We start from the raw sequence: 23703 nt of genomic DNA on the forward strand, positions 1-23703 counted from the left end.
CCTATATTTGCATTGTAAAATTGATAAAAAAGCATCTGCGATGATAAGAGATATGATAAAAATAGACGAGGATAAATGTAATGGCTGTGGCGTTTGCATCCCCTCGTGCCACGAAGGAGCCCTTCAGATTATCGATGGCAAAGCACGATTGATAAGCGACTTAATGTGCGATGGATTAGGTGCGTGTTTAAATCACTGTCCTCAAGATGCCATGACCATCGAAAAACGAGAAGCTGAGCCATATGATGAAATAAAAGTGATGGAGATAATGGTTGATAAAGGCATAAATACTGTTATTGCTCATTTAAAGCATCTAAAAGACCATAATGAATTTACTTTTTTAAAGCAAGCAGTCAATTGGTTAAAAGAAAATGAGACCAATTTGGAGTTTCCATTAAATGATGTAATAAAAGAAGTACATGGTCATAAACCTGAAGCTACTCAGGCAGAGCAGGCAAAGCCATCTGTTTTGGAAATGGGGCATGCCGGAGGTGGTTGTCCGGGTTCAACTCCTCGTGTTATTGAACGTCCATCCGTTGCTACTGCTGGTGGAGGGTGTCCGGGTTCTGCACCTAAAACCATTGAACGGCCAACCTTTGCTGCAGCAGCAGTAAATAATGGTGATGCACCTTCACAGTTACGTCAGTGGCCTGTTCAGATGCACCTGATCAATCCGATGATGCCGTCTTTCCGCGATTCGGACATGGTATTAGCCGCTGATTGTGTAGCCTTTGCCATGGGGAATTTCCACAGTAAATTCTTAAAGGGAAAAAGTGTTGGTATTGCTTGTCCTAAATTAGATAGTCAACAAGATTCTTACCTGGATAAATTAATCAGCTTGATAGATAATGCGAAAATTAATACACTAACCGTTGCTATTATGCAGGTACCTTGTTGCGGAGGCTTGTTACAATTGGCAAAAACAGCAGTTGAGCAAGCTTCGCGTAAAATTCCAGTTAAAGTAGCCATTGTATCTATCGAAGGTGAAATTTTGAGTGAAGAGTGGGTGTAAGTCAGTCAGTAGTTTGTAGTGAATCGGGAAATTAGTAAGGGAAACACCACTACCAGCTACTGACTTACAACCAACAACAATATAATTTGGGTTAGGTAGCAGTGGGAAATGTCAAAACCGTCCAAAGTTTTCCGGGGTAGTCACCTTAACATTGACATTTCCCACTTTTTTTTAAAAACTTAAAGTATTAATAATCAATATAACTAAAAACCAGTAATCATGAGTATGTTTTGTTACCAATGTCAGGAAGCAGCGAAGGGTGTTGGCTGTTCTGTTAAGGGAGTTTGTGGTAAAACCGAAGATGTGGCTAATCTTCAGGATTTATTGCTATACACTACAAAAGGAGTGGCTTTAATTAGTCAATTGGCCGATGAAAAAGGCATCGACACAGCTGTTGCTAACAAGTATATTATCGATTCGTTATTTATAACGATTACTAATGCCAACTTCGATCGCAACAAGATTATTGCAAAAATCAAAGAAGGTTATAAGGTACAGGATGAGTTAAAAGCTCAGATTGACACTTCTGACTTACACGATTGTGCTACTTACAGAGCAGCCAATGAAAACGAAATGGAATCAAAAGCGCTTTTAATTGGTATTTTATCCATTGAAAACGAAGATATCCGTTCGTTAAAAGAGCTATTGACCTACGGACTTAAAGGTATGGCCGCTTATGGTGAGCACGCCTGGAATTTAGGCTATGAAGATGCAGCCATCTATCACTTCGCTAAAAAAGCACTGGTAGCTACGCTTTCTGAGGATATTTCAGCTAATGAACTGGTTGGTTTAGTACTAGAATGTGGTAAATTTGGTGTTGATGTAATGGCGTTGTTGGATAAAGCCAATACAGAGTCGTTTGGTAATCCTGAAATCACGACTGTAAACATTGGTGTTGGAACAAACCCAGGTATCCTGATTTCTGGTCACGATCTGAAAGATCTGGAAGAGCTATTGGAGCAGACACAAGGAACGGGCGTTGATGTGTATACACACAGCGAAATGCTACCCGCTCATTACTATCCTAAATTTAAGAAGTATGAAAATTTTGTCGGTAACTACGGTAGTGCCTGGTGGAAACAAACCTCAGAATTTGAAACCTTCAATGGCCCCATCTTATTTACAACCAACTGTATTGTTCCTCCTAAGCCCTCATACAAAGACCGCGTTTACACGACTGGTGCATCTGGTTTTGATGGTTGTGTGCACATTGCCGACAGAGTTAATGGCAACGCAAAAGATTTCTCAGCAGTGATTGAGCATGCTAAAAAATGTGCCTCTCCTACTGAAATCGAAACAGGTGAAATAGTGGGTGGTTTTGCTCACAACCAGGTATTGCAGTTAGCCGACAAGGTGGTTGAAGCCGTGAAAGGTGGTGCCATTAAGAAATTTGTTGTAATGGCTGGTTGCGATGGTCGCATGAATGACCGTAACTACTACACCGAATTTGCAAATGAACTGCCTCAGGACACCGTTATTTTGACAGCCGGCTGTGCCAAGTATCGTTATAATAAATTGCCCTTAGGCGATATTGGTGGTATTCCACGCGTTTTAGATGCAGGTCAATGCAACGATTCTTACAGTTTGGCTGTAACTGCATTAAAATTAAAAGAGGTATTTGAATTGGATGACATTAACGACCTACCAATCGTATACAACATTGCCTGGTATGAACAAAAAGCTGTTATTGTGTTACTAGCTCTTCTGCACCTGGGCGTTAAAAACATCAACCTGGGACCTACATTACCCGCATTCTTATCACCAAATGTGGCTAAAATATTGGTTGAAACCTTTGGTATTGGAGGGATTAGCACAGTAAAAGAAGATATTCAAAAGTGGATCAACTAGTTTTCATATGAATTTTCTAAATAATTATGGTTGCACCTGCATCTTGAAAAAGATGCAGGCTTCTCACTTCGCAATCACCTATCTTCCAGTTATTTATATTAAATATTAATAAGTATTTAATCACTTCAATCAATTGAAAAAACCTTTAAATCAAAGTATCTTATAGTTCACTAATCTAAATCTATGCTGTATGAATAAAAAACTAATTGACTTTCTCAAGCCTCCTGAACACTGGAAAGTCCCGGTTATTTTAGCTGCCGGTGTCTTCGTTGGTTTGAGCTTTTATGTGTTCTACGTGTCTAGGGCTCATTCTTATTTATCGGACAATCCAAAAACATGTGTTAACTGCCACATTATGGCGCCACAATTTGCTACCTGGAGCCACAGTGCACACCGCGAAGTGGCCACTTGCAATGATTGCCATGTTCCACAAGACAATGTTTTTAACACCTATTTCTTCAAAGCAAAAGATGGAATGCGACATGCTTCTGTTTTTACGATGAGAGCCGAACCGCAGGTCATCTTCATTCAGGAGGAAGGTCGAAATGTTGTGCAGCAAAATTGTATCCGTTGTCACGAACAGTTGATTACTGATGATAAACTATTGGCACACAAGCCCAATATTCACCGTAACATTGACGACCGTCTCTGTGTTGACTGTCACCGCGAAACACCCCACGGAAGAGTTAACAGCTTATCGAGCGTGCCTAATGCCCGAGTGCCGGTTCCCGAAAGTCCTCTTCCCGACTGGCTTAAAGACTTAAATAATCAATAACCTAAATCAAAAAAAATCTATAAATAATATGAAACCTATACGAGAACAAATAAAGGAAAAACCCTTGCTAGGCTGGGTATTATTTTTCGTTACAATAGTTGTAGTATTTCTATTAGGCCTATTAGCTTCATCTGTAATGGAGAGACGTGCTGAGGCTGTATTTGCCTATACACCTAAAGTAAAACATTCACCAACAGAACCACGCAACGAAGTTTGGGGACAAAACTTCCCCAAAGAGTACCAATCGTATATGAAAACCAAAGACACCACTTTTGCCAGTAAATACAACGGTGCAGCCATGATTGATATGCTAGAAGTTGATCCTCGATTAGTAGTTTTGTGGGCCGGTTATGGCTTTGCCAAAGACTATAACCAAGGGCGTGGACACGGCTATGCTGTTGAAGATATTCATAACACATTGCGTACAGGTGGTCCGACAGAAGATAGAAAGAGTCCGATGCCAAATACTTGCTGGACATGCAAAAGTCCAGATGTACCACGTTTAATGGCAGAAATGGGGCCAGCTGAATTCTACAAAGGCACATGGGACGAAAAAGGTTCCGAAGTAATGAACAGTATCGGTTGTGCCGATTGTCATGACTCAAAGACAATGAACCTCAAGGTTACACGCCCTGCATTGGTGGAAGCTTTTGAAAGAATGGGAAAAGACATCAACCAGGCTTCTCACCAGGAAATGCGCTCATTAGTGTGTGCTCAGTGTCATGTAGAATATTATTTTAATAAGAAATCTCACCCGGGATCACCTTATTTGACTTTTCCATGGGATAAAGGAATGTCGGTTGAAGCGATGGAAGAGTACTACGATGAGATTGAATTCTCTGACTGGACACATAAACTGAGCCGTGCGCCTATGCTGAAAGCTCAACACCCTGGTTATGAAGTATACTCAACCGGCGTTCATGCTAAAAGAGGTGTGTCATGTGCCGATTGCCATATGCCTTACAAAAGTGAAGGTGGTATCAAGTTTACGGATCACCATATCCAGAGCCCTTTAAATAATGTAGCCAACTCTTGCCAGGTTTGTCACCGCGAAGAAACGGCCAGCTTAATTGAAGATGTTTATGAGCGTCAGGACCGGATTATTGAAAACCGCGATAAATTGGAAGAATTAATCGTACGCATGCATGTTGAAGCTAAACTAGCTTGGGATTTAGGAGCTAAAGAACACCAGATGGAGGCCATCTTAACGGACATCCGTCATGCACAATGGCGCTGGGATTATGCAGCTGCCAGCCATGGGGGCTCCTTCCACTCTCCGGTTGAAATTGGGCGTGTCATTTCAACTGGCATTACAGTTGCTCAGGAAGGTCGAATTAAATTAGCTCGTCTGCTTGCCGATTTAGGTCATAACGAAGAAGTACCTTATCCGGATATCGCCACAAAAGCTAAAGCTCAGGAATTTATTGGCTTACCAGTTGAAAAACTTCAGGGCGAAAAAGATGAATTCTTAAAAACTTTATTGCCAAAGTGGAAAGAAGAAGCTAAAAAGCGTGAAGCTGGTTACGCTACTTCTATGAAATAAATGAAAAAAGATACAGTATCATAAAATAATATTCATCGTTCACTGAGAATGGTTACTGAGCGAAGCCGAAGTAGAGTCGAAGTGATTATCTATTAAGCATCACAATAAATAATATTCATCTCGACTCCCCTTCGACAAGCTCAGGGAGCAACTCGATGACCGAATCTTTTTAATAGACTCGTTTCTTTTCATCATCTAAATCAAACTCTTATGAAATTGAAAAATATATTCGCACTTGCTATTCTACTCTTAGCAGGAAGCACATTATACGCACAAGTAAAGATTTCAGCCGAAGTAAGGCCTCGTTCCGAGTACAGTCACGGCACTAAAATGCCTGCCACCGACGACACAGATGGTTCTTTAATCACCAGTCAGCGAACTCGTTTGAACCTGGATTACCAAAATGAAGATTTTGCCATTGGCATTGTGATGCAGGATGTTCGCAATTGGGGAGCAGAAAAGCAATTAACTACCAATGGTAATGAAACAGTATACTTACATCAGGCTTGGGCCGAATGGTTTATTAATCAAACGTTTTCGGTAAAAGCCGGTCGCCAGCAGTTGGTTTATGACGACCACCGAATGTTAGGTAGTGTTGGCTGGGCTCAGCAGGCTCGCTCTCATGATGTGGCTGTGTTTAAATACACTGGTAGTCTTAATGTCCATTTCGGTTTAGCTTACAACAATTCAACCCTGAACAGTAATGTGTATATCGGACCAGATTATTACAAGCGCATGCAATATTTATGGTTGAACCGAGAAGGCGATTCTTATTCAGCCAGTCTTTTGTTTATGAGTGTGGGACGCCCTTATTTTAAGGATGCTCCAGTAAATACTGATCAAGGCGTTAGATGCACGCGCACAGCAGGAACGCATATAAAAACCCAACTTGCCGGTGTTAAACTGGCCGGTAATTTCTATTATCAGTTTGGCGAAGATGTCGCCGGAAATGATGTTTCGGCATTTAATATTTCAGTTGATGCTACCGCAGCACTTGGTGAGACCTTTAATGTTGGAGGTGGTTATGAATTATTATCCGGTACCGACCAGGTAGGCGCCGACAAAAACAACTCATTCAATCCATTTTTTGGCACCAATCACAAATTTAACGGCCTGATGGACTACTTCTATGTTGGCAACCACATTGATAATGTTGGATTGCACGACATTTACGCCAAAGCCAATTTTAAGCCTGGTAAAGTCAAATTTAACGCAGCCCTTCACTTCTTTAGTGCTCATGGCGAAGTGGCAAGCGGTAATCAAGGACTAGGCACAGAAGTGGATTTATTCTGCGGCTATTCGCACAAAGGAAAAGTACAGCTTGACTTCGGTTACTCTCACATGTTTGCCGGTGATGGACTATACGACATTAAATATCCGGCACAAACAGTCGAAGAAAAGGGCAATCATTGGGCATGGGTGATGCTAACCTTCAAGCCTACTTTATATGAGTCGAAAAAAGATTAAATAAGTTTCCGGCATTAATATAGAAAAGAGCCGCTTTCGTAATGAAGGCGGCTCTTTCAATAGTATAAAAGATTTTATCAGACTGAATTACGGCTGGCATTGATATTTCCAAACAATGAACGCATTACCATTCTTTCATACAATGCTAAGTGTTCATCTTCAGGTTTATTTTGAAGCTTTTGGATTTCAATCAGTGCATACTGCTGAATAGCTAATAGTGGAAGAACTACATTCTCTCGTAAACGAATGCTGTTTCTGCTGCGCGCATTGTCAGCCAGCAATACTGAGTCGCCCGACACTTTCAACACCATTTCCTTTGTCAATAGATATTCGTTATGAATAATTTTCCAGAATTCACCAAACTTCTCATCCTTCTCCATGTATTTCGTTAAAGAGAAGTTAGTTTTACTCATACTCTGCATACTATTCGAAATCAGAGCCTTAAAAAAGATAGAAGAATTATACAATTCTTTACAGTCTTCAAGTTTACCAGCATCCTCCTGTGCTTTCAAAGCCGTCCCCAAACCATAAAATCCTGGCACATTTTGCTTCAATTGACTCCAGGCTCCTACAAACGGAATAGCTCGTAAATCATCAAACTTCAGTTTATCACTGGCTCCTCTTTTCGATGGACGACTGCCAATATTTGCTAAACCATAATATTTTAAAGTGCTTCGCTCCTCAAGAAAAGGAATAAACAAAGGATGTGCTTTTAAGTCGGCATACTTTTCATAGCCACTTTCCGACATCTGTTGTATTAAATGACGCTGACTTTCGCTCAAATCAGAAGCTGTACGATTAAATAAATTATTCTCAAAACCTGCAGTAAGCAAGTGACCTAAATTATGTGTCGCTGCTTCTTTAATGCCGTAATGCGAACTAATTGTTTGCCCCTGTATAGTCAACTGAATCTGATGACTATCAATGGTTTTACCCAATGCCGAATAAAACAAATGCGTGTTACCACCACCGCGGGCTGGAGGTCCTCCTCGTCCATCGAAAAACACCACTTCAACATCGCTTTCGCGAGAAATAAGCGAGATATCTTCCTTGGCACGATAAATACCCCAGTTAGCCATCAGGTAACCACCGTCTTTTGTTCCATCGGAGAATCCCAGCATCACAGTCTGGCGATTTTTACGATTGGCTAAATGTGTTTTATACTTCGGATGATTATAAAGCGTTTTCATTGATTGGCCGGCACCTTTCAGGTCATCAACAGTTTCAAACAATGGTACTACATCCAACGATAAGGACTCATCGCCCCAGCTACAAAGACGTGCCAAAGCCACTACTTTAGCAATATCAATGGTACCACGACAATTACTGATAATATAGCGGTGGGCTGCACGTTGTCCATTCTCATTCTGTATGGTACGAATGGCCTTCAGCGACTCCAATGTATCGCGCACCAATTCATCCTCAAACACACTGGTATCAATACGGCCTTTCACCTTTAAAAGAAGGTTCAATTGTTTGTCTTCCGGCAATTCCCACATGTTTTCAGGGAATAGTTCAGGATTGATGCGCATCACTTCATTAAAGGCTTTACCAATCACCCGGCTATCCTGACGAATATCGATGCTGGCAAAGAAGAAACCAAACTGCTTAATTTTACGTTTGAACGATTTCACCTTATCGATAAACAAACTCTGATGCTCCTCTTTCAGTAACTTCTCAACTCTATCAAGTTGCACTAATAAGTAGTTTAAGTCAACATTCTTCTCTCCGTTGGCATTTGTCAGTTCTTCGCTAAAGCGCTCATCCAGCTCATTCAGAATATCATAAACACCTTCGAAACTCATACGACGCTTAATGGCTTTAAGCTCGGCATGGTAACAGGTTGATAAGGTAAAACGCAATTTGCGAGCCACCTTTAATGTGGTGTCCACTTTAACAAATGGATTACCATCTCGATCGCCTCCGGGCCAGAAACCCATGGTTATCAACTCTTTGTTATGATCTATTTTGCCAGGAAAAAATTCATCAATACGGTCTAAAAGTTCCCCAACTGCCGGATAAAAAATACTGCCTAAATACCAGCTAAGTGCCATGGCCTCGTCATATGCTGACGGCTTCTTTTTGCGATAAAATGGTGTTTTACCAAGCTGTTGAAGTAAATCTCTTGCATAACCAACTTCATCATTTGTAATTGCCTCAGTCAGGTCTGTAGAGATGGCCAACACGCGGCCTGGATAAAACTGAGTTGGGTGAGCGGTCAAGACTGTTCGAATACCAAAAGTATCCAGCAATTCATCCATCTGCTCTTCCAGATTTCTGTTCTCCACTTTTTGTTTAATCCTGCCCCACGAATCTGAATCATTAATTCGATGAATCTTCGTATAAGCCGCCTCTTCCAAAGCATCAATCAAAACAATCTGGCGCTCAACATATTGGATTATTTTAAACAGAAACGATATACGCTCCCGTTCAGACAAATCGGGTTTATGCTCTTTAAAAAAATCGTTGATAATGGTTGTTGGCGATTTCCCATTTTCGAATCCTTTAACACAGGCCTCATTCAGCAATGGCAATAATAAACCGGTTTGCTGAACCCCATGTAATGGTAGAGTGAGAAACAAGCTATTGTAGAGTTGATACTTTAACTCCACCAACTCTGTGTATGACTTCTCAATTTGGTTCATTCTAATACGATTCTAGTTTGTGTATTGAATACATAATCAATAGGCTGCCTTATAATTTATAAGATAAACCCAATAATTAATAACAAAAACAAAGATAAGATGTTTTTAAGAGTATTACTATCAAGAAATATTTCTTTATATTTTTTTAAGCTTTTATTAAGCGAATACTAATAAGAAACACATCCTGATTAATTTAAAAAGAAGTTGGTCGATTTTTATGGTATTTTTCTACCTTTGTAGCTTGTAATTTTAGGACTCGTATTGAGTAATCAGAAACTAATAAAACTATTGTTGTGCCGGAAACAAGATATGTATTTGTAACCGGAGGTGTTGCCTCCTCATTGGGAAAAGGAATTATTTCAGCCTCATTAGCAAAATTATTACAAGCAAGAGGTTATAAAGTAACCATTCAGAAACTAGACCCTTATCTAAATGTTGACCCAGGAACATTAAATCCATATGAGCATGGAGAATGTTTTGTAACAGAAGATGGGGCCGAAACGGATTTGGATTTAGGTCATTACGAACGTTTTTTGAATGTTCCTACATCTCAGGCCAACAATGTTACCACCGGTCGTATTTACCAAAACGTCATTAATAAAGAACGTAAAGGTGACTACCTGGGTAAAACGGTTCAGATTATCCCGCACATTACCGATGAAATTAAGCGCAATATCAAATTACTGGGCTCAAAGCACAAGTATGATTTTGTCATTACTGAAATTGGTGGTACGGTGGGCGATATTGAGTCCTTGCCATACGTTGAAGCTGTTCGTCAGTTAAAATGGGAACTGGGCAATCATGCTGCCGTTGTTCACTTAACACTGGTGCCCTACTTAAATGCTTCGGGCGAGTTAAAAACAAAGCCTACGCAGCACTCCGTTAAGCAATTACTTGAAAACGGTATTCAACCCGATGTATTGGTGTTGCGTACCGAACATGAGCTTTCGCAGGATATCCGCCGTAAAGTGGCGTTATTCTGTAACGTTGACAGCAAAGCCGTTATTCAATCAATAGATGTAAAAACCATCTATGAAGTACCTGTTAAAATGCAGGAAGAAGGATTGGATGAAATCGTTTTGAAGAAAGTTGATTTACCTATTGATAAAAAGCCGGCATTAAAAGAGTGGAAAGGCTTCCTTAATAAATTGTACAAAGCCGAAAAAACTGTTAAGATTGGTTTAGTTGGTAAGTATGTTGAGTTAGCCGATGCCTATAAGTCAATTATTGAAGCATTAAATCATGCAGGTACTTACAACGACCGTAAAACCAAGGTTGAGTTAATTCATTCAGAGGAATTAAACGACCAGAATGCGGCAGAAAAACTGAATGGCTTAGATGGCGTTTTAGTGGCACCTGGTTTTGGACATCGTGGTATTGAAGGTAAATTATCAGCCATTAAATATGTGCGTGAAAACAACATTCCATTCTTAGGAATATGTCTTGGTATGCAGTGTGCTGTAATTGAATATGCACGCAATGTATTAAACCTTAAAGATGCTAGCTCGCGTGAAATGAACGAGCGCACACCTGATGCGGTCATCGACTTAATGGAGGATCAGAAAAATGTAACTGATATGGGTGGCACCATGCGTTTAGGAGCATACGACTGTAATCTTAAAGAAGGCAGTAACTCTTTTAACGCATATGGTAAAGCCGACGTGAAAGAGCGTCACCGCCACCGCTATGAGTTCAATAATGAGTATTTGGAAGCCTACGAGAAAGCGGGTATGAAAGCTGCTGGTTGCAACCCCGACACTGGCTTGGTTGAAATTATGGAAATTCCAAAACACAAGTGGTTTGTTGGTGTTCAGTTTCACCCAGAATACAGTAGTACCGTTTTAAAACCACACCCAATTTTTATGGCTTTTATTAAAGCTGCAATTCAAGAATAATCTAACACTCAAAAAAATAAAATGGATAGAAATTCGATAACCGGAATTATACTAATCACCGTTATTCTGGCTTTCTTCTGGTGGATTAACAAACCATCGGAAGAGCAATTGGCTCAACAGCAACACCGCCGTGACTCTATTGCAATGGTAGAAAAAACGCGTGCTGAAGCTGAGGCACAAGCGGCTCTCGTAAAAGAGCAACAGGCCCAAAAAGCTGAAGCAACAAAAGACTCGTCTACGATCGCTGCTGAAAAAACAAGCCGTTATGGTTTATTTGCTGAGGCCTCTGAGGGTCAGCAGTCGTTTGTAACATTAGAGAATAACCTGGTTAAAATTAAGATATCAACCAAAGGAGCACGTATTTACTCTGTTGTATTAAAAGAATACAACACGTTTGAAGGCAACCCGGTTGAACTAATGAGTGGCGATCAAAACCGCTTTGGTTTTTACTTTACGCACAGCAACCGTAACTTCCACACCAACGACTTATTTTTTAATGTAGCCAAATCGTCATCTAATAAAGCCGATTTTGTTATCAAGGCCGCTGAAGGTGAAATGGTGTTCTCGTATGAATTACCAGACAACAGTTACATGGCCGATTTCAATATCACCACACGCGATATGGGCAGCATCATGACTACAAGCACTGGTTCACTGGGGCTTGAGTGGAACATGCGTATGGATGCTCAGGAGAAAGCACCTGATTTTGAGCGTCAGCGATCAGGTGTGTATTTTAAGTTTGCCCAGGAAGATGTTGACCATATTAATGCAGCCAGCTCTGATACTGAAAAACTAAGTACTAAAGTACAATGGGTCGCCTTTAAAGACCAGTTCTTCTCATCTGTATTTATTGCCAAAGACAACTTTTTAAGTGGCGAAGTATCGACTGAAGGTCCTGAAGACAAAAATGAGCGTTTAATTATGAATGCTAAGGCTCAGTTAAACGTGCCTTACACAGGTAACGATAACTTAGGCTTTCATTTCTATTTTGGACCTAATGATTTTAAAGAGCTTCAACCTTATGAAGAAGAATATCAGCTTCGTCAGTTAGTTTACTTAGGATGGGGACCATTACGCTACATTAACCTTGGTGTTATTGAAGTATTCCACTTCTTCGAAGGTTTTATCAGAAATTATGGTTTAATCATCTTGTTGTTGACCATTCTTATTAAACTTATTCTCTTCCCGCTTACCTACAAGTCTTATGTTTCTACAGCTAAGATGAAGGTATTGAAGCCACAGATTGAAGAGATTAACAATAAGATACCAAAGGAAAAAGCAATGGAGCGCCAGCAAGCTACCATGGCCTTGTACCGCAAAGCTGGTGTTAACCCTATGGGGGGATGCTTACCGATGTTGCTACAAATGCCTATCCTGTTTGCCATGTTCCAGTTCTTCCCAGCGTCAATCGAATTACGCGGAGAAGCATTTTTGTGGGCTGAAGATTTATCGTCTTATGATTCCATCTTCCAGTTACCATTTGAAATTCCATTCTATGGCGACCATGTAAGCTTATTCTGTTTGTTGATGGCCATTACCAACATTGTTTACACCAAGATTAACCAGGAAATGACACAAAGCAGTCAGCAAATGCCTGGTATGAAAGGTATGATGTACATGATGCCGGTGATGTTCTTGTTCTTCTTTAACAACTATGCATCAGGTTTGAGTTACTACTATTTTATCTCAACCTTGATTACCATTGGACAGACCTTATTAATCCGTCGTTTTGTGGATGAGGATGCGTTATTAGCTAAGTTGAATGCCAATAAGAAGAAGCCTGTTAAGAAGTCTAAATTCCAGCAGCGTCTAGAAGACATGCAGAAGCAACAAGCTCAGGCAGCTAAAAAGGGAAAGAAAAAGTAACGGAAGTTATCAGATATACAAAAGCCGTTTTGCATTTGCAGAACGGCTTTTTTTCTGAAAAGTCTTTTATCAACTTTGCGAGTCATGTATGCCAGTTTGCGTTTCCCTAAATCATGTATATTCTATTCAGTTACTTTCGCGATGGGAAATACTTCATCAGCGACGGGAAGTCTACTCCCTCTCGCCCCTGATTTTGGGGATACCTGGTATAGTTGGCAAAGGAGGTAGTAATTCCTTGAGTTCCATTAAAGGATCCAGCAGGTTTTTACGGAAGTCTTTTGGTGGCACAATCACCCTAAGTGAAAGCGGTTTTATTTTTATTTCGGCCTGCTTGCCCAGTTCAATCGGTTCTCCATCCAGGTGACCAATCAGTTTGTTATTGCTTTCAATGACAATATGTTTGGCTTTCGTTACAACATCATAACGGCGTTGGTCAACACTTTGGTCGAGGATACTAATTAACAGCGAAGGACCATCGTATATCGGAAACTCTTTGATAATGCAAACATCAATAAGCCCATCGTCAATTTTTGCCTGGGGTGCAATATGGATATTATTGCCCCATTGCGACGAATTAGCCAGTGTTATCATAAAAGCAGGCAGTTCATAGGTTTTACCATCAATTGAGATGCGATACACCGAGGACTTATATTTGGCATATTCACTGGTGATTAAGCGCATATAACCGGCAGGTCCCCTATTTTTAAGTTTGGCAAATTTATGGCTAATGTGGCCGTCAAAACCTATACCAGCCACGTTTAACGACACCTGATCGTTAACCAGAAGCGTGTCAATATCTTTAACCACCATATGATTAATGACCTGCAAAGCACGATTAACACGCAAAGGAATATCAAGAAACCTCGCCAACCCATTACCCGATCCGGTAGGAATAATAGCCAATGCTGTTGTTGTGTTGATCAATGCCGATCCAACTTCATTAACCGTTCCATCGCCGCCTACAGCAACAACCACGTCAGATTTACCAACCGCGTCAGCCGCTAATTCGCGCGCATGACCAGCATATTCGGTATAGGCAATAGAAACAGTTATCTTTTCATGGTCAATTTCACTTTCAACTGCTTGTTCAACGGTGCGTTGCTTGCCTATGCCTGAAATGGGGTTGATAATAAATAAAACACGATTCTTCATAGTAGGAGATTACATCAGCTTATTTTCTCTTTTGCCCTCTTGTTTTGGGCTTTTTATATTTGGCTGCTAACTTACGACGGTAAGAGCCCCCCTGGTTGGTCTTTTTATTTTTCTCTTTCTTTTCATGAAAAGCAGTGCCTTTTTGAACAGTGATCTTAGGAGTTTTAATCACTTTCATACCCGCCAACACCTCTTTTTCTGACTCAAGTAATCGCTCGCTTACCTTCACACATTCGGGCATCGGGTCAAGGCTAACATCCTTTTTCATCAGGCGCTGAATAGATGTCCAAATTTCTTCATCGTTCTCAGTGACAAAAGCAATGGATAAACCATCAGCATCGGCACGTCCTGTTCGGCCAATACGGTGAATGTACGACTCGGCTGTTTCGGGTAAGTCGTAATTAATAACGTGGCTCACATGACTGATGTCCATTCCTCGGGCAATCAAATCGGTAGCGATCAGTACTCGCTTCTTCCCTTCCAAAAACTCCTCCACCATTCTGAAACGGAAGTTTTGTGATTTATTGGAGTGTATGACCCCAATCTCATCCGGGAAATCGGCAGATAGAAGATCGAATAATAAGTCAGCAATGCTTTTGCTCTGAACGAACACCAATACTTTATCCATGGATTCATCAGCGTTCAGCAAATGAACCAGTAAGTTTTGTTTTGTGTAAAAGTTGGGAACGATATACCCCGATTGAAATATTTTCTCCAATGGTGTCCCTGTAGCCGCTACTTCGACTCTTATCGGGTTATAAAACCATTGATTTATCAGGTTTTCAACATCATCTGTCACGGTTGCCGAAAACATTAAATTCTGGCGTTTATCGGGTAATAACTCCTGAATTTGCTCCAACTGCGAACGGAACCCCAGATTAAGCATTTCGTCTACTTCATCGATCACCAGTTTTTGAATATGCTTCAGTCGTAAAACACCGGTCAGGCTCAGATCTATTAATCGACCAGGTGTTGCCACTAATACATCTAAACCAGCATACACCAACTCTTTTTGAGTATTGATGTTAGTACCGCCATAAACACCACCAATTCTAACACTCATGTATTCGGTTAGCTTACGAAATTCTCCCACCACCTGTTCTACCAACTCACGTGTTGGTACTAAAACTAATATGCGAGGATGACGTTGCTGTGAAAATTTTAGCTGACGTAGTATTGGCAAGATATAAGCAAACGTCTTACCTGTTCCTGTTTGTGCAATACCTACAACGTCTTTACCAGACATAATAACCGGAAAAGCTTTTTCCTGAATAGGAGTAGCTTCACTGTAACCCAGATCTTCCAGCGCATTAAGAAGAACGGTATTTATATTTAATTCGCTAAATTTCAAAATCAACTTGTTTTAATGTGCTGCAAAAGTAATGGCTTTCGAGCAGATATGCGACAAATAAATATTGATTTTAAAAAATCTGTTTCGTATAAGCCTACAATTAGCAAGTGTCAACCTAACTTTAACATCCGATTAACCTCAATTTTAATAACTTTTTAGAGCTTTATCCGTACGTACTGCTATGTTTAGAGGATGGGTTAAGAATCAGCTTGAAGCAAAGGAATTTAAGGAAAGTGATGGTTTATTTTACTGGCGAGAACGAATTTATAGAAGTATCGTTTTTATCATATCAATAACCGGATTGCCTGCTTATGTTTTTGGCATCTATTTAAGTATCAAACACAATTTAATATCCATAACAATTGCAGATACAATCGTTTATGGACTTTTATTGTTTTTGTGGTTAAAAAATCCTTTTACACTCAAAATCAAAACCATACTCCTTATTAGTTTTCCGCTTATCCTGGGGGTTCTTTTAATTATTATTGCGGGTCCAAGAGGGGCTGGTTTTAGTTATTTTTTAGGTTTTATTATTTTGGCATCCATCCTGCTTGGCTTTAAAGGAACTATTGCTGGCCTTGTTATTCACATTGTTTTTTCAACTATTATTGGCGTAGGTTTAGCTTCAAACTGGTTCGATACTGTAACCTATTTACCCTATTCGACCACCACATGGATAACAATTACCATAAATTCACTAGTGATTTGTTCCATCACTTCTATCCCACTTTCGGTGTTGATGCACGGTCTTAACAACTACATTACCCGACACAACCTTCTTGAAAATAGTTTAAAAGAAAAAATAAAACAGCTTGCGAAAGCTAAAAAAGAGGCTGATAAAGCCAACGAACTTAAAACAAAATTTCTGGCAAATATGAGCCACGAAGTGCGAACACCATTAAATGTTATTAGTGGATTTTCAGAGATTGTACAAAAGGGTATGTACAGAAATACCAAAGAAAGGGATCAGTTCTTATACACAATCAATCAAAATGGTCAATATCTTCTTAATATCATTGAAAACATATTAGATATTTCAATGATAGAATCTCAACAACTTAAATACCATATTAAGACTGTCAATCTGTGTTCTTTCATGCAAGATATCCAACAGGTTTATAAAATCAACCATACCCCAATTGATATATTGTTTGTACCAATGCAAACCAACTGCGATATCAATTTTCAAACTGATGAAACCCGCTTAAAACAAGTATTGATTAACTTGATTAATAATGCCATTAAATACACCGAAAAGGGTCATGTATCTATCGGCTTTGAAATGTGCGACGAAAGGCTTCTGTTTAGTGTTAGTGACACGGGCATTGGCATTCATCCCGATGATATGGAGCATATATTTGATCGTTTTGTTAAAATAGCCAATCCAAATACTGTTATAGATGGAACAGGATTGGGACTGGCCATTTCGCGAAGTATTATTGAAGCATTGGGTGGGACGATATCGGTTGAATCAATACTCAACAAAGGTTCTGTGTTTACTGTATCACTGCCATTGCAAACACAAAAAGCACCTTTTCTTAACGAAACCACCAATTAATCCAGCGCCGATTCATTTATCCTTTTCCTCATAATCATAGTTCACCATCCAACTAATACCAAACTTATCGGTTAACATTCCAAAATATGCACCCCAAAAAGTTTTACCGAGTGGCATATTTATTTGCCCACTTGCCGATAAGCCTGTAAATAGAGTTTCGGCTTCCTGCTCTGAATCGGTATTGACAGAGATTGAGATGTTAGTGCCCAGCTCACACGGAGGACCAAAAGCTTCATGTGTATCACTGCCCATTAAAACCGTTTCTTTACTGATTCGTAATGAAATGTGCATAATCATATTGGCCTCTTCCTCTGCCATTGGTTCCTCAGATGGCATATCTTTGTAGCGCCCCATATATTCAAAGTCGCCGCCAAAAACACTTTGATAAAAAAGGAATGCCTCTTCACAATTTCCATTGTAATTGATGTAAGGATTAATCGTTGCCATAATTTAAATTTAAGAATTAGTATTTTTATTTAGATAGATTAAAAATAATGATATCTGAATAAATAATCCAATCAACTATAATCGTTACCTATCATTTACTCACTTCAAATTACCAAGCATAAAAATTTCTCCATATAGGCAGTTAAATCCAGGTTCAATTGCAGGCACTTAAGAACAATTAACATCAACTAAATTTTAATTTTCGATTTAATTTCCTATTTTTAGTACAGACTTATATTTACTATTAAACCTTTTCAATATGAGTACAACAACAATCACATTTAATCAACTCAGGAAGATTAAGGATAGTCTGCCTGATGGAAGCATTCATACAATTGCTGAAGAGTTGAACCTCGACGTAGAAACAGTAAGAAATTACTTTGGCGGTGCCAACTATGATCGAGGGAAGAGTGTAGGGATACATCTTGAGCAAGGACCCGACGGCGGAATTGTAGAATTGGATGACTCAACTATCCTGGAAATGGCCCGCAACATTATTGAAGGCGAAAAGCCTGTTGCACAAAGTTAATGTATAACACAACATACGAGAAAAGCGCCTGATGGCGCTTTTTTTTTATTACTAAGTCTCACACCTTTGTTTGTTATTTTGCGAATAAAGATACTACCCTTTCTGTATCAACACGAGTTCGACATAAAATCTGAGCTGTTTAATTTTAATCTAACCCGATTATTACTTTATAAACTTCTCGCGATGCTGCAGGTTGAGCAAACCCCACAAACCTGCAACAAGGGCTACAATTAGCCAGGTACGCATGTGCTTTAATACAACATTAGCCCACACCGTTTCGCTCATGCCCGATGGTAATTCAAAGGGATTTAAAAAGATATTCCAAGGACTAGTTGCTAAAAACTCTGAGAATAACCAAACGATCAGACCAATTATAACAACGATAACTGCTGTTCCGTTACCATTTTTCACAACTGTACTAAAAAAGAAGCCTAACATACCAAATAAAGAAACTGGTATCATTAACCTTAGGGTTATTTCCCAAACAGGTACATTGATTAATAAAACACTGCTTAAATTGGCCATTAAGAAGATAAACCAAAACACCATAAAAAAAGCCATTACTAATCGAACCAGCCATATTTTATAGCGATAGTTCGGTATGCCAAAAAGTATTTCTAATATTCGGGCATCTTCATCGTTTTGTATCCCATAGGTAGTTGGAAAGAAAATGAGTAGAAATGCCGGAAACATCAATTGAAAATACACCCCTTCAATGCTTACCGAATCGGATGCAAATAAATTGATGGATGTGATTAATAGATAAAATATCAATGAAGCTCCCAGAAAATAGATAAACTTATTACCAAAAACAATCTTCAGGTTGTATCTGACAAACTGCAGAGTCAACCTGGTTTTTGCTGCAATTGTATTATTTTGTTTCTGCATGTTTTTACTTTTTGTTTTTTAACAACCAGATATAAGCATCTTCCAACACAGCACTCACACCAACTGCTCTTTCATCTGGCTTTTCATCGGCAATACATCGCACTCTGATTTTATTACCATCATTCATATGATGCACAACCAGGTGCTCTTTGCTTACCTGTTCCAATTCATCGGCTTCAATATCAAATTGCCACACTCTGTCACTGGCTATATTGACCATTTCGCTTGGCACACCCCAATATTTAAGGTCTCCTTTGCTCATAACAGCCACCTGGTTACACGAGCTTGAAATATCTTCAATAATATGTGTGGAGAATAATACAATGCGTTCGCGACTTAGCTCTACCAATAAGTTACGAAATCGAATACGCTCCCGTGGGTCTAATCCTGCAGTTGGCTCATCTACCACTAGTATTTTTGGTAAGTGAAGTAAAATCATGGCAATACCAATCCGTTGTTTCATACCGCCAGAGAAAGAGCCTATTTTGCCATCTTTTCTATCCCACATGTGCACTGATGTCAATACATATTTAAGTCGTTCCTTTCTAATTTCGGCATCAGTAATACCCCGAACGATTGCTTGATAATCCAGGAATTCGTAGGCGGTCATGTTTTCATAAGTGCCGAATTCCTGTGGCAGGTACCCGATTATTCCCTGTAACTCTTCACGTTTTTCTTCGGTATCTAATCCATTGATATATACCTTGCCATAACTTTGTTCGAGTATACCACAAATGATACGCATCAGTGTTGTTTTGCCGGCTCCATTAGGACCAAGTAATCCAATCATACCTGTTTTAAACTCAAGAGAAATACCTTTCAAAGCTTTAAAAGGCGTTTTTTGTTTGCCAATGCCTGGTATGCTGCGAAGCAAACGATAATACGATCGACGCCAGGCCGCAAAGCGTCCGGTAATACGTTCAATATTAACACCATCTTGCTTTAACTTTTTACCCGAGTGTGTGAGTATCAATAGTAAATACCATAATACACCGACAATGATAGCCAATGGCAATTCATCCCATCTGAAAACAAATAATACGACACCAAACACTGGGTAAACTAATTGTATCACCCTTCTTAATCGAAGTAAATATTGCTTCTTGTTTTCTCTATTTTTAATGCGAATTAAAAACCAATCATCAAATATTCGAATAAATAAGAAATAGTTCAATATGGTAAATAGCATTCCCCAAATTTCAGAATCGAGGTACCACCAGGTATAATAAATAGCAAAACCAAGCAATGGCAATTGCCAAACTAACTGCTTGATAAACTTTTCGCGAGAAAACTGTTTATGTTGCTCTATCTCTTTTTGTTTATTTCGTCGTGATTTATATTCTCTGGTAAAACGGTTATCCCTATCGTAAACCTTCACCAAATTTCGAATAGAAATAGTTACGTCTTCATCCTGAGCCACTACACTGGCATTAGCCATTCGTAACGATGACTTAATAAAGTAAACAATAGCAGGAACTCCACTGATAATCAACACACCGTATAATAACTGCCAGGCAAATGATGAATCTGAATAAAAGTAAACCAATGTATTACCTCCTAACCAACAGCCAATGATTAATGAGCGTAGGCCAAAGTGTAAACTACGAATCCAATTAAGCGCAGAATCCAACCCAAAGGCAAAGGTTGGCATAAACACCAACGTTAGTAAAGTACTGAAACTTAAACCACCAACAACAGTTATAGCAAATGGGGCGCCCAAAACACCTACATACTCCGATTTTCCCATGGCTAAAGGCAACATGGCAATGATGGTTGTGATGGCCGTAATCGTAATTGGACGAATTCGCGAAATACCTGCATACATTAATGCACGCGAATGCTTAAAGCCCTCTCGTCGTAGCTGCCGCGAATAATCAATCAGCAAAATACCATTGTTAACAACCACACCCAACAATATCAGGAAGCCGATAAACGTATTGAAGTTTAATAATGAATTACCAGTTAATACCAAGGCCAATAGTGAGCCAATGGCCGCCAATGGCACCGAAAACAACATCACAATTGGCGCCGTTAGTGATTCAAATACCGAAGCCAGAATCATAAATACCAAAAGAAGGCCTATCAACCCTAAAAACTTAAACTCTGCAAACATGTTTTCTTCATGAACCACCTTTAATGATACCTTAGAAGATACTGGAATAGAAGCCACCAGCTCATCCACTTGCAAACGAGCATCTTCCAGCAATGTATTTGAATTATTGACTTCATCTGAAAAGCGGTAGGTCACCTCAATTTGCTTCTCCTGGTCAACACGATTAATCTCAGTACGACCAGAAGCATAATTGATTTCAGAAAAATCGCGTAATGGCACAATAGCCCCCTGGTTATTGGTGATATTCAACTTTTGTAAATCCTCCATTGTTTTAGGTGGAATCTCATCCAGCTGATCATCGTCTACAGTTTTCATGATGATATCGTAAGTCTCATTATCGACCTTCAATTCACCTCCGGAACTCACTTCGGAGCGAAAGGTAAATAACTCTGATACCACATTGGATGGTGAAATATTTAATAATCCCATCAGATAAGCATCCATTCCCAGATGAATTTCAGGACGTTTATTGGCGGTTGATATACGAGCTCGTTCCAGATTATCAATATTGTTTTCGAGGTAGTATTTAATGTCATTTGCTACCAATAACATCTGGTCGTAGTCCTCCCCTTTTATCACTACTTTCTCCTCCTGTTCGCCCAAACCCAAAAACATCATCATACCCAAGCCTGGGTTAGAACCAAAACCACCTGAGCCGCCCATAGCAGAAGTTGAACTTTGCGACAAGCTAATCTCTCCTCCCTCAACTTCACTGATACGCTCCTGAATATCCGCCCTGATTTCAGGAATAGAGCGCTTGGCTATCTGTTTATAGTCTTCTTTTAGAATAACAGAAACTGTTGCTTCATCTTCATAAACCTGCACAACGACATCCCTTTTCTCTTCTACGTCTTCTAAACGTGATTCTATTTCGCGTACAACCTTATCGGTGTTTGACAGCATGGAGCCAGCCGACATTTCAACACTGATATTGAATTCGGTTGTCTCTACTTCTTCCTGTGAAGCCATACTAACGCCCAAACTTAAAATAAGCACCACGAAGAAAACAAGCATGACTCCAATAATAGTAACTGCAGGACGTCGCAGTGTAGCCTTTAACAAAAGGATATAGTATTGGACCAATCGGTTATGCAAATCCAATTTTTCTAACGCAATTATTTTATGACGAACAATGCCCGATAAAAACAAATGTGACAACATGGGAATTAATATCAATGCTACCAGCAACGACACTAAAAGTGTTGATACAATCGACACACTAATATGCTTGGCAACCTCGCGCAAAAGCATCTCCTCCGAAAATACAAAAGGCAGAAAAACAGAGATGGTCGTTAATGTAGCCGCTGTTACCGATCGCCAAACCTCTTTGGTTCCCCTCACAACACTTTCTTCGCCTTTGTACCGACCTGATGAAGCTACACGATAGATATTCTCCATCACTACCACACTATTATCCAGCAACATACCAATAGCCAAGGCTAAGCCTACCAGCGTTAGCATATTGATGGAAATATCAGATGCAAAGAAGAAGTTAAAGGCTCCATATACCGACAATGGCACCGATAACATCACCATACCAACCAAAGGAATGTTATTGAGAAAAATCCATAAAACAAAAATGGCCAATATACCGCCGATGAAAGCTAATTCAATAATGGAGTCAAGGTTGCTTTCCATTGTTTCGGCCTGGTTGGTAATGACCGATAATTCAACTGCTTTTGATTGGTATTCGTCATTTATTTCATCAATCAAATCAATGATATTATTGGACAAATCAATCATATTAACCTGGGCGTCCTTGGCAACGGAAATAGATACGGATTCCATGCCATTCACCCGACTGTAAGAATCTTCTTCTTTAACGCTAAAGTTTATTTGCGCAACATCTTTTAAAAGAACAGGCCCCTCCGACTTAACAACAATATTTTCTATATCACTAATGTGATTATAATCGGCTTCTGCAGTCACGTAATATTCCATTTGGCCGTTAACGACAGTTCCTGCAAATAATTTTTCATTTTGTCCGGATGAAATCAACTGCCGAATACGGCCTGCTGTCAATCCATAACTATCCAATACATCCTGACGACAGATGATTTCTACCGACTTCTGACGGCCTCCCGATACCTGAATGGAAGATACCCCATCTACGCTTTCCAACTTGGCTTTAATATCCTGCTCAAAGATATTCCGGATGCGATCAACCCCACCTTCACCGCGCATCTGTAGTGTCATAAACTGGCTGTTCATCTGCTCAATATCGGCCTTGAAAACCTGAGCCATCATATTATCTGGCAATACATTGGAGGCTCCTTCAATTTTCTCCACCAGCTTTAAGTAGCTGTATTTTATATCAACATTCCTGGTGAGATAAACAAATATCATTGCCTGACCGGGGCCAATACGCGTTTCAATTTTTTCAATACCTTCCAATGTGCTGACCAGCCCCTCCACCGGGATAACTCCCTCCTGCTCCATGTGCTTTGGATCTAATTCAGAACTTGCCTGAATGCGCACAAAGAGTAAAGGGTATTCAGTATTAGGTATTAACTCAAACGATAGCTGACGATATGATATTACTCCCAGCATCGTTAAAGCCACAAACAGCATACTGACGAGCACCTTACGGTTAATTAATTCTCTCATAGTCTAC

At 39.7% G+C, this 23703-nt stretch carries 15 protein-coding genes; 9 read left to right on the plus strand and 6 right to left on the minus strand.

Going from position 1 to position 23703, the window contains the following annotated elements; translation table 11 throughout:
- Nucleotides 1-40 precede the first annotated feature (40 nt).
- The 5 genes from J1N10_RS16135 to J1N10_RS16155 all read left to right on the plus strand — a co-directional run bounded on the left by J1N10_RS16135 (nucleotide 41) and on the right by J1N10_RS16155 (nucleotide 6645).
- Nucleotides 41-1012 (plus strand): ATP-binding protein, encoded by a 972-nt coding sequence (locus J1N10_RS16135; RefSeq protein ID WP_262327765.1) that lies wholly within the window; start codon nucleotides 41-43, stop codon nucleotides 1010-1012.
- A 219-nt stretch (nucleotides 1013-1231) separates the two neighbouring features.
- Nucleotides 1232-2860 carry a hydroxylamine reductase gene (gene hcp, locus J1N10_RS16140; protein WP_262327766.1) on the plus strand — a complete coding sequence of 543 codons (1629 nt, stop codon included), beginning with the start codon at nucleotides 1232-1234 and terminating at the stop codon, nucleotides 2858-2860.
- A gap of 190 nt (nucleotides 2861-3050) precedes the next feature.
- Nucleotides 3051-3635 carry a cytochrome c nitrite reductase small subunit gene (gene nrfH, locus J1N10_RS16145; protein ID WP_262327767.1) on the plus strand — a complete coding sequence of 195 codons (585 nt, stop codon included), beginning with the start codon at nucleotides 3051-3053 and terminating at the stop codon, nucleotides 3633-3635.
- A 28-nt stretch (nucleotides 3636-3663) separates the two neighbouring features.
- The gene (gene nrfA / locus J1N10_RS16150; RefSeq protein WP_262327768.1) at nucleotides 3664-5178 is read left to right on the plus strand and encodes an ammonia-forming cytochrome c nitrite reductase; all 1515 of its coding nucleotides are present in this window, start codon (nucleotides 3664-3666) and stop codon (nucleotides 5176-5178) included.
- 210 nt (nucleotides 5179-5388) lie between these two features.
- The gene (locus tag J1N10_RS16155; RefSeq protein ID WP_262327769.1) at nucleotides 5389-6645 is read left to right on the plus strand and encodes an alginate export family protein; all 1257 of its coding nucleotides are present in this window, start codon (nucleotides 5389-5391) and stop codon (nucleotides 6643-6645) included.
- Between the two features lie 77 nt (nucleotides 6646-6722).
- Here J1N10_RS16155 and J1N10_RS16160 read toward each other — a convergent pair whose 3' ends face one another.
- A complete protein-coding gene (locus J1N10_RS16160; protein ID WP_262327770.1) occupies nucleotides 6723-9290 on the minus strand; it encodes a phosphoenolpyruvate carboxylase in 2568 nt (855 codons plus the stop codon).
- Between the two features lie 293 nt (nucleotides 9291-9583).
- On the opposite strand from J1N10_RS16160, the gene J1N10_RS16165 reads away from it, so the two are divergent.
- Both J1N10_RS16165 and yidC read left to right on the plus strand, forming a co-directional pair.
- Complete coding sequence (locus tag J1N10_RS16165; RefSeq protein WP_262327771.1) at nucleotides 9584-11185, plus strand: CTP synthase; 1602 nt, start codon at nucleotides 9584-9586, stop codon at nucleotides 11183-11185.
- Between the two features lie 21 nt (nucleotides 11186-11206).
- Nucleotides 11207-13051: a membrane protein insertase YidC gene (gene yidC, locus J1N10_RS16170; RefSeq protein WP_262327772.1), complete on the plus strand. Its 1845-nt coding sequence runs from the start codon at nucleotides 11207-11209 to the stop codon at nucleotides 13049-13051.
- A 171-nt stretch (nucleotides 13052-13222) separates the two neighbouring features.
- Here the strand turns inward: yidC and J1N10_RS16175 are convergent, their stop codons facing one another.
- On the minus strand, nucleotides 13223-14203 hold the full coding sequence (locus tag J1N10_RS16175) for a diacylglycerol/lipid kinase family protein (RefSeq protein ID WP_262327773.1): 981 nt from the start codon (nucleotides 14201-14203) through the stop codon (nucleotides 13223-13225).
- Between the two features lie 19 nt (nucleotides 14204-14222).
- Nucleotides 14223-15554: a DEAD/DEAH box helicase gene (locus J1N10_RS16180; protein WP_262327774.1), complete on the minus strand. Its 1332-nt coding sequence runs from the start codon at nucleotides 15552-15554 to the stop codon at nucleotides 14223-14225.
- A gap of 181 nt (nucleotides 15555-15735) precedes the next feature.
- Between J1N10_RS16180 and J1N10_RS16185 the strand changes: the two genes are divergently transcribed.
- A complete protein-coding gene (locus J1N10_RS16185) occupies nucleotides 15736-17112 on the plus strand; it encodes a sensor histidine kinase (protein ID WP_262327775.1) in 1377 nt (458 codons plus the stop codon).
- A 12-nt stretch (nucleotides 17113-17124) separates the two neighbouring features.
- Here the strand turns inward: J1N10_RS16185 and J1N10_RS16190 are convergent, their stop codons facing one another.
- Nucleotides 17125-17559: a VOC family protein gene (locus J1N10_RS16190; RefSeq protein ID WP_262327776.1), complete on the minus strand. Its 435-nt coding sequence runs from the start codon at nucleotides 17557-17559 to the stop codon at nucleotides 17125-17127.
- Nucleotides 17560-17818: 259 nt separating this feature from the next.
- Here J1N10_RS16190 and J1N10_RS16195 point away from each other — a divergent pair, with 259 nt between their 5' ends.
- The gene (locus J1N10_RS16195; protein WP_262327777.1) at nucleotides 17819-18088 is read left to right on the plus strand and encodes a DNA-binding protein; all 270 of its coding nucleotides are present in this window, start codon (nucleotides 17819-17821) and stop codon (nucleotides 18086-18088) included.
- Between the two features lie 162 nt (nucleotides 18089-18250).
- On the opposite strand, the gene J1N10_RS16200 is transcribed toward J1N10_RS16195, so the two are convergent.
- Nucleotides 18251-18976: a hypothetical protein gene (locus J1N10_RS16200; protein ID WP_262327778.1), complete on the minus strand. Its 726-nt coding sequence runs from the start codon at nucleotides 18974-18976 to the stop codon at nucleotides 18251-18253.
- A gap of 4 nt (nucleotides 18977-18980) precedes the next feature.
- Nucleotides 18981-23696 (minus strand): efflux RND transporter permease subunit, encoded by a 4716-nt coding sequence (locus J1N10_RS16205; protein WP_262327779.1) that lies wholly within the window; start codon nucleotides 23694-23696, stop codon nucleotides 18981-18983.
- Nucleotides 23697-23703: the final 7 nt, after the last annotated feature.

It is taken from the genome of Carboxylicivirga litoralis, from assembly GCF_025499605.1.
GTDB classification, from domain to species: Bacteria; Bacteroidota; Bacteroidia; order Bacteroidales; family Marinilabiliaceae; genus Carboxylicivirga; species Carboxylicivirga litoralis.

What these genes read in the sequence shown, in the direction of transcription:
- J1N10_RS16135 (WP_262327765.1), top strand. Translation starts at nt 41, where the DNA reads ATGATAAGAGATATGATAAAAATAGACGAGGATAAATGTAATGGCTGT.
- hcp (WP_262327766.1), top strand. Translation starts at nt 1,232, where the DNA reads ATGAGTATGTTTTGTTACCAATGTCAGGAAGCAGCGAAGGGTGTTGGC.
- nrfH (WP_262327767.1), top strand. Translation starts at nt 3,051, where the DNA reads ATGAATAAAAAACTAATTGACTTTCTCAAGCCTCCTGAACACTGGAAA.
- nrfA (WP_262327768.1), top strand. Translation starts at nt 3,664, where the DNA reads ATGAAACCTATACGAGAACAAATAAAGGAAAAACCCTTGCTAGGCTGG.
- J1N10_RS16155 (WP_262327769.1), top strand. Translation starts at nt 5,389, where the DNA reads ATGAAATTGAAAAATATATTCGCACTTGCTATTCTACTCTTAGCAGGA.
- J1N10_RS16160 (WP_262327770.1), bottom strand. Translation starts at nt 9,290, where the DNA reads ATGAACCAAATTGAGAAGTCATACACAGAGTTGGTGGAGTTAAAGTAT.
- yidC (WP_262327772.1), top strand. Translation starts at nt 11,207, where the DNA reads ATGGATAGAAATTCGATAACCGGAATTATACTAATCACCGTTATTCTG.
- J1N10_RS16175 (WP_262327773.1), bottom strand. Translation starts at nt 14,203, where the DNA reads ATGAAGAATCGTGTTTTATTTATTATCAACCCCATTTCAGGCATAGGC.
- J1N10_RS16185 (WP_262327775.1), top strand. Translation starts at nt 15,736, where the DNA reads ATGTTTAGAGGATGGGTTAAGAATCAGCTTGAAGCAAAGGAATTTAAG.
- J1N10_RS16190 (WP_262327776.1), bottom strand. Translation starts at nt 17,559, where the DNA reads ATGGCAACGATTAATCCTTACATCAATTACAATGGAAATTGTGAAGAG.
- J1N10_RS16195 (WP_262327777.1), top strand. Translation starts at nt 17,819, where the DNA reads ATGAGTACAACAACAATCACATTTAATCAACTCAGGAAGATTAAGGAT.
- J1N10_RS16200 (WP_262327778.1), bottom strand. Translation starts at nt 18,976, where the DNA reads ATGCAGAAACAAAATAATACAATTGCAGCAAAAACCAGGTTGACTCTG.
- J1N10_RS16205 (WP_262327779.1), bottom strand. Translation starts at nt 23,696, where the DNA reads ATGAGAGAATTAATTAACCGTAAGGTGCTCGTCAGTATGCTGTTTGTG.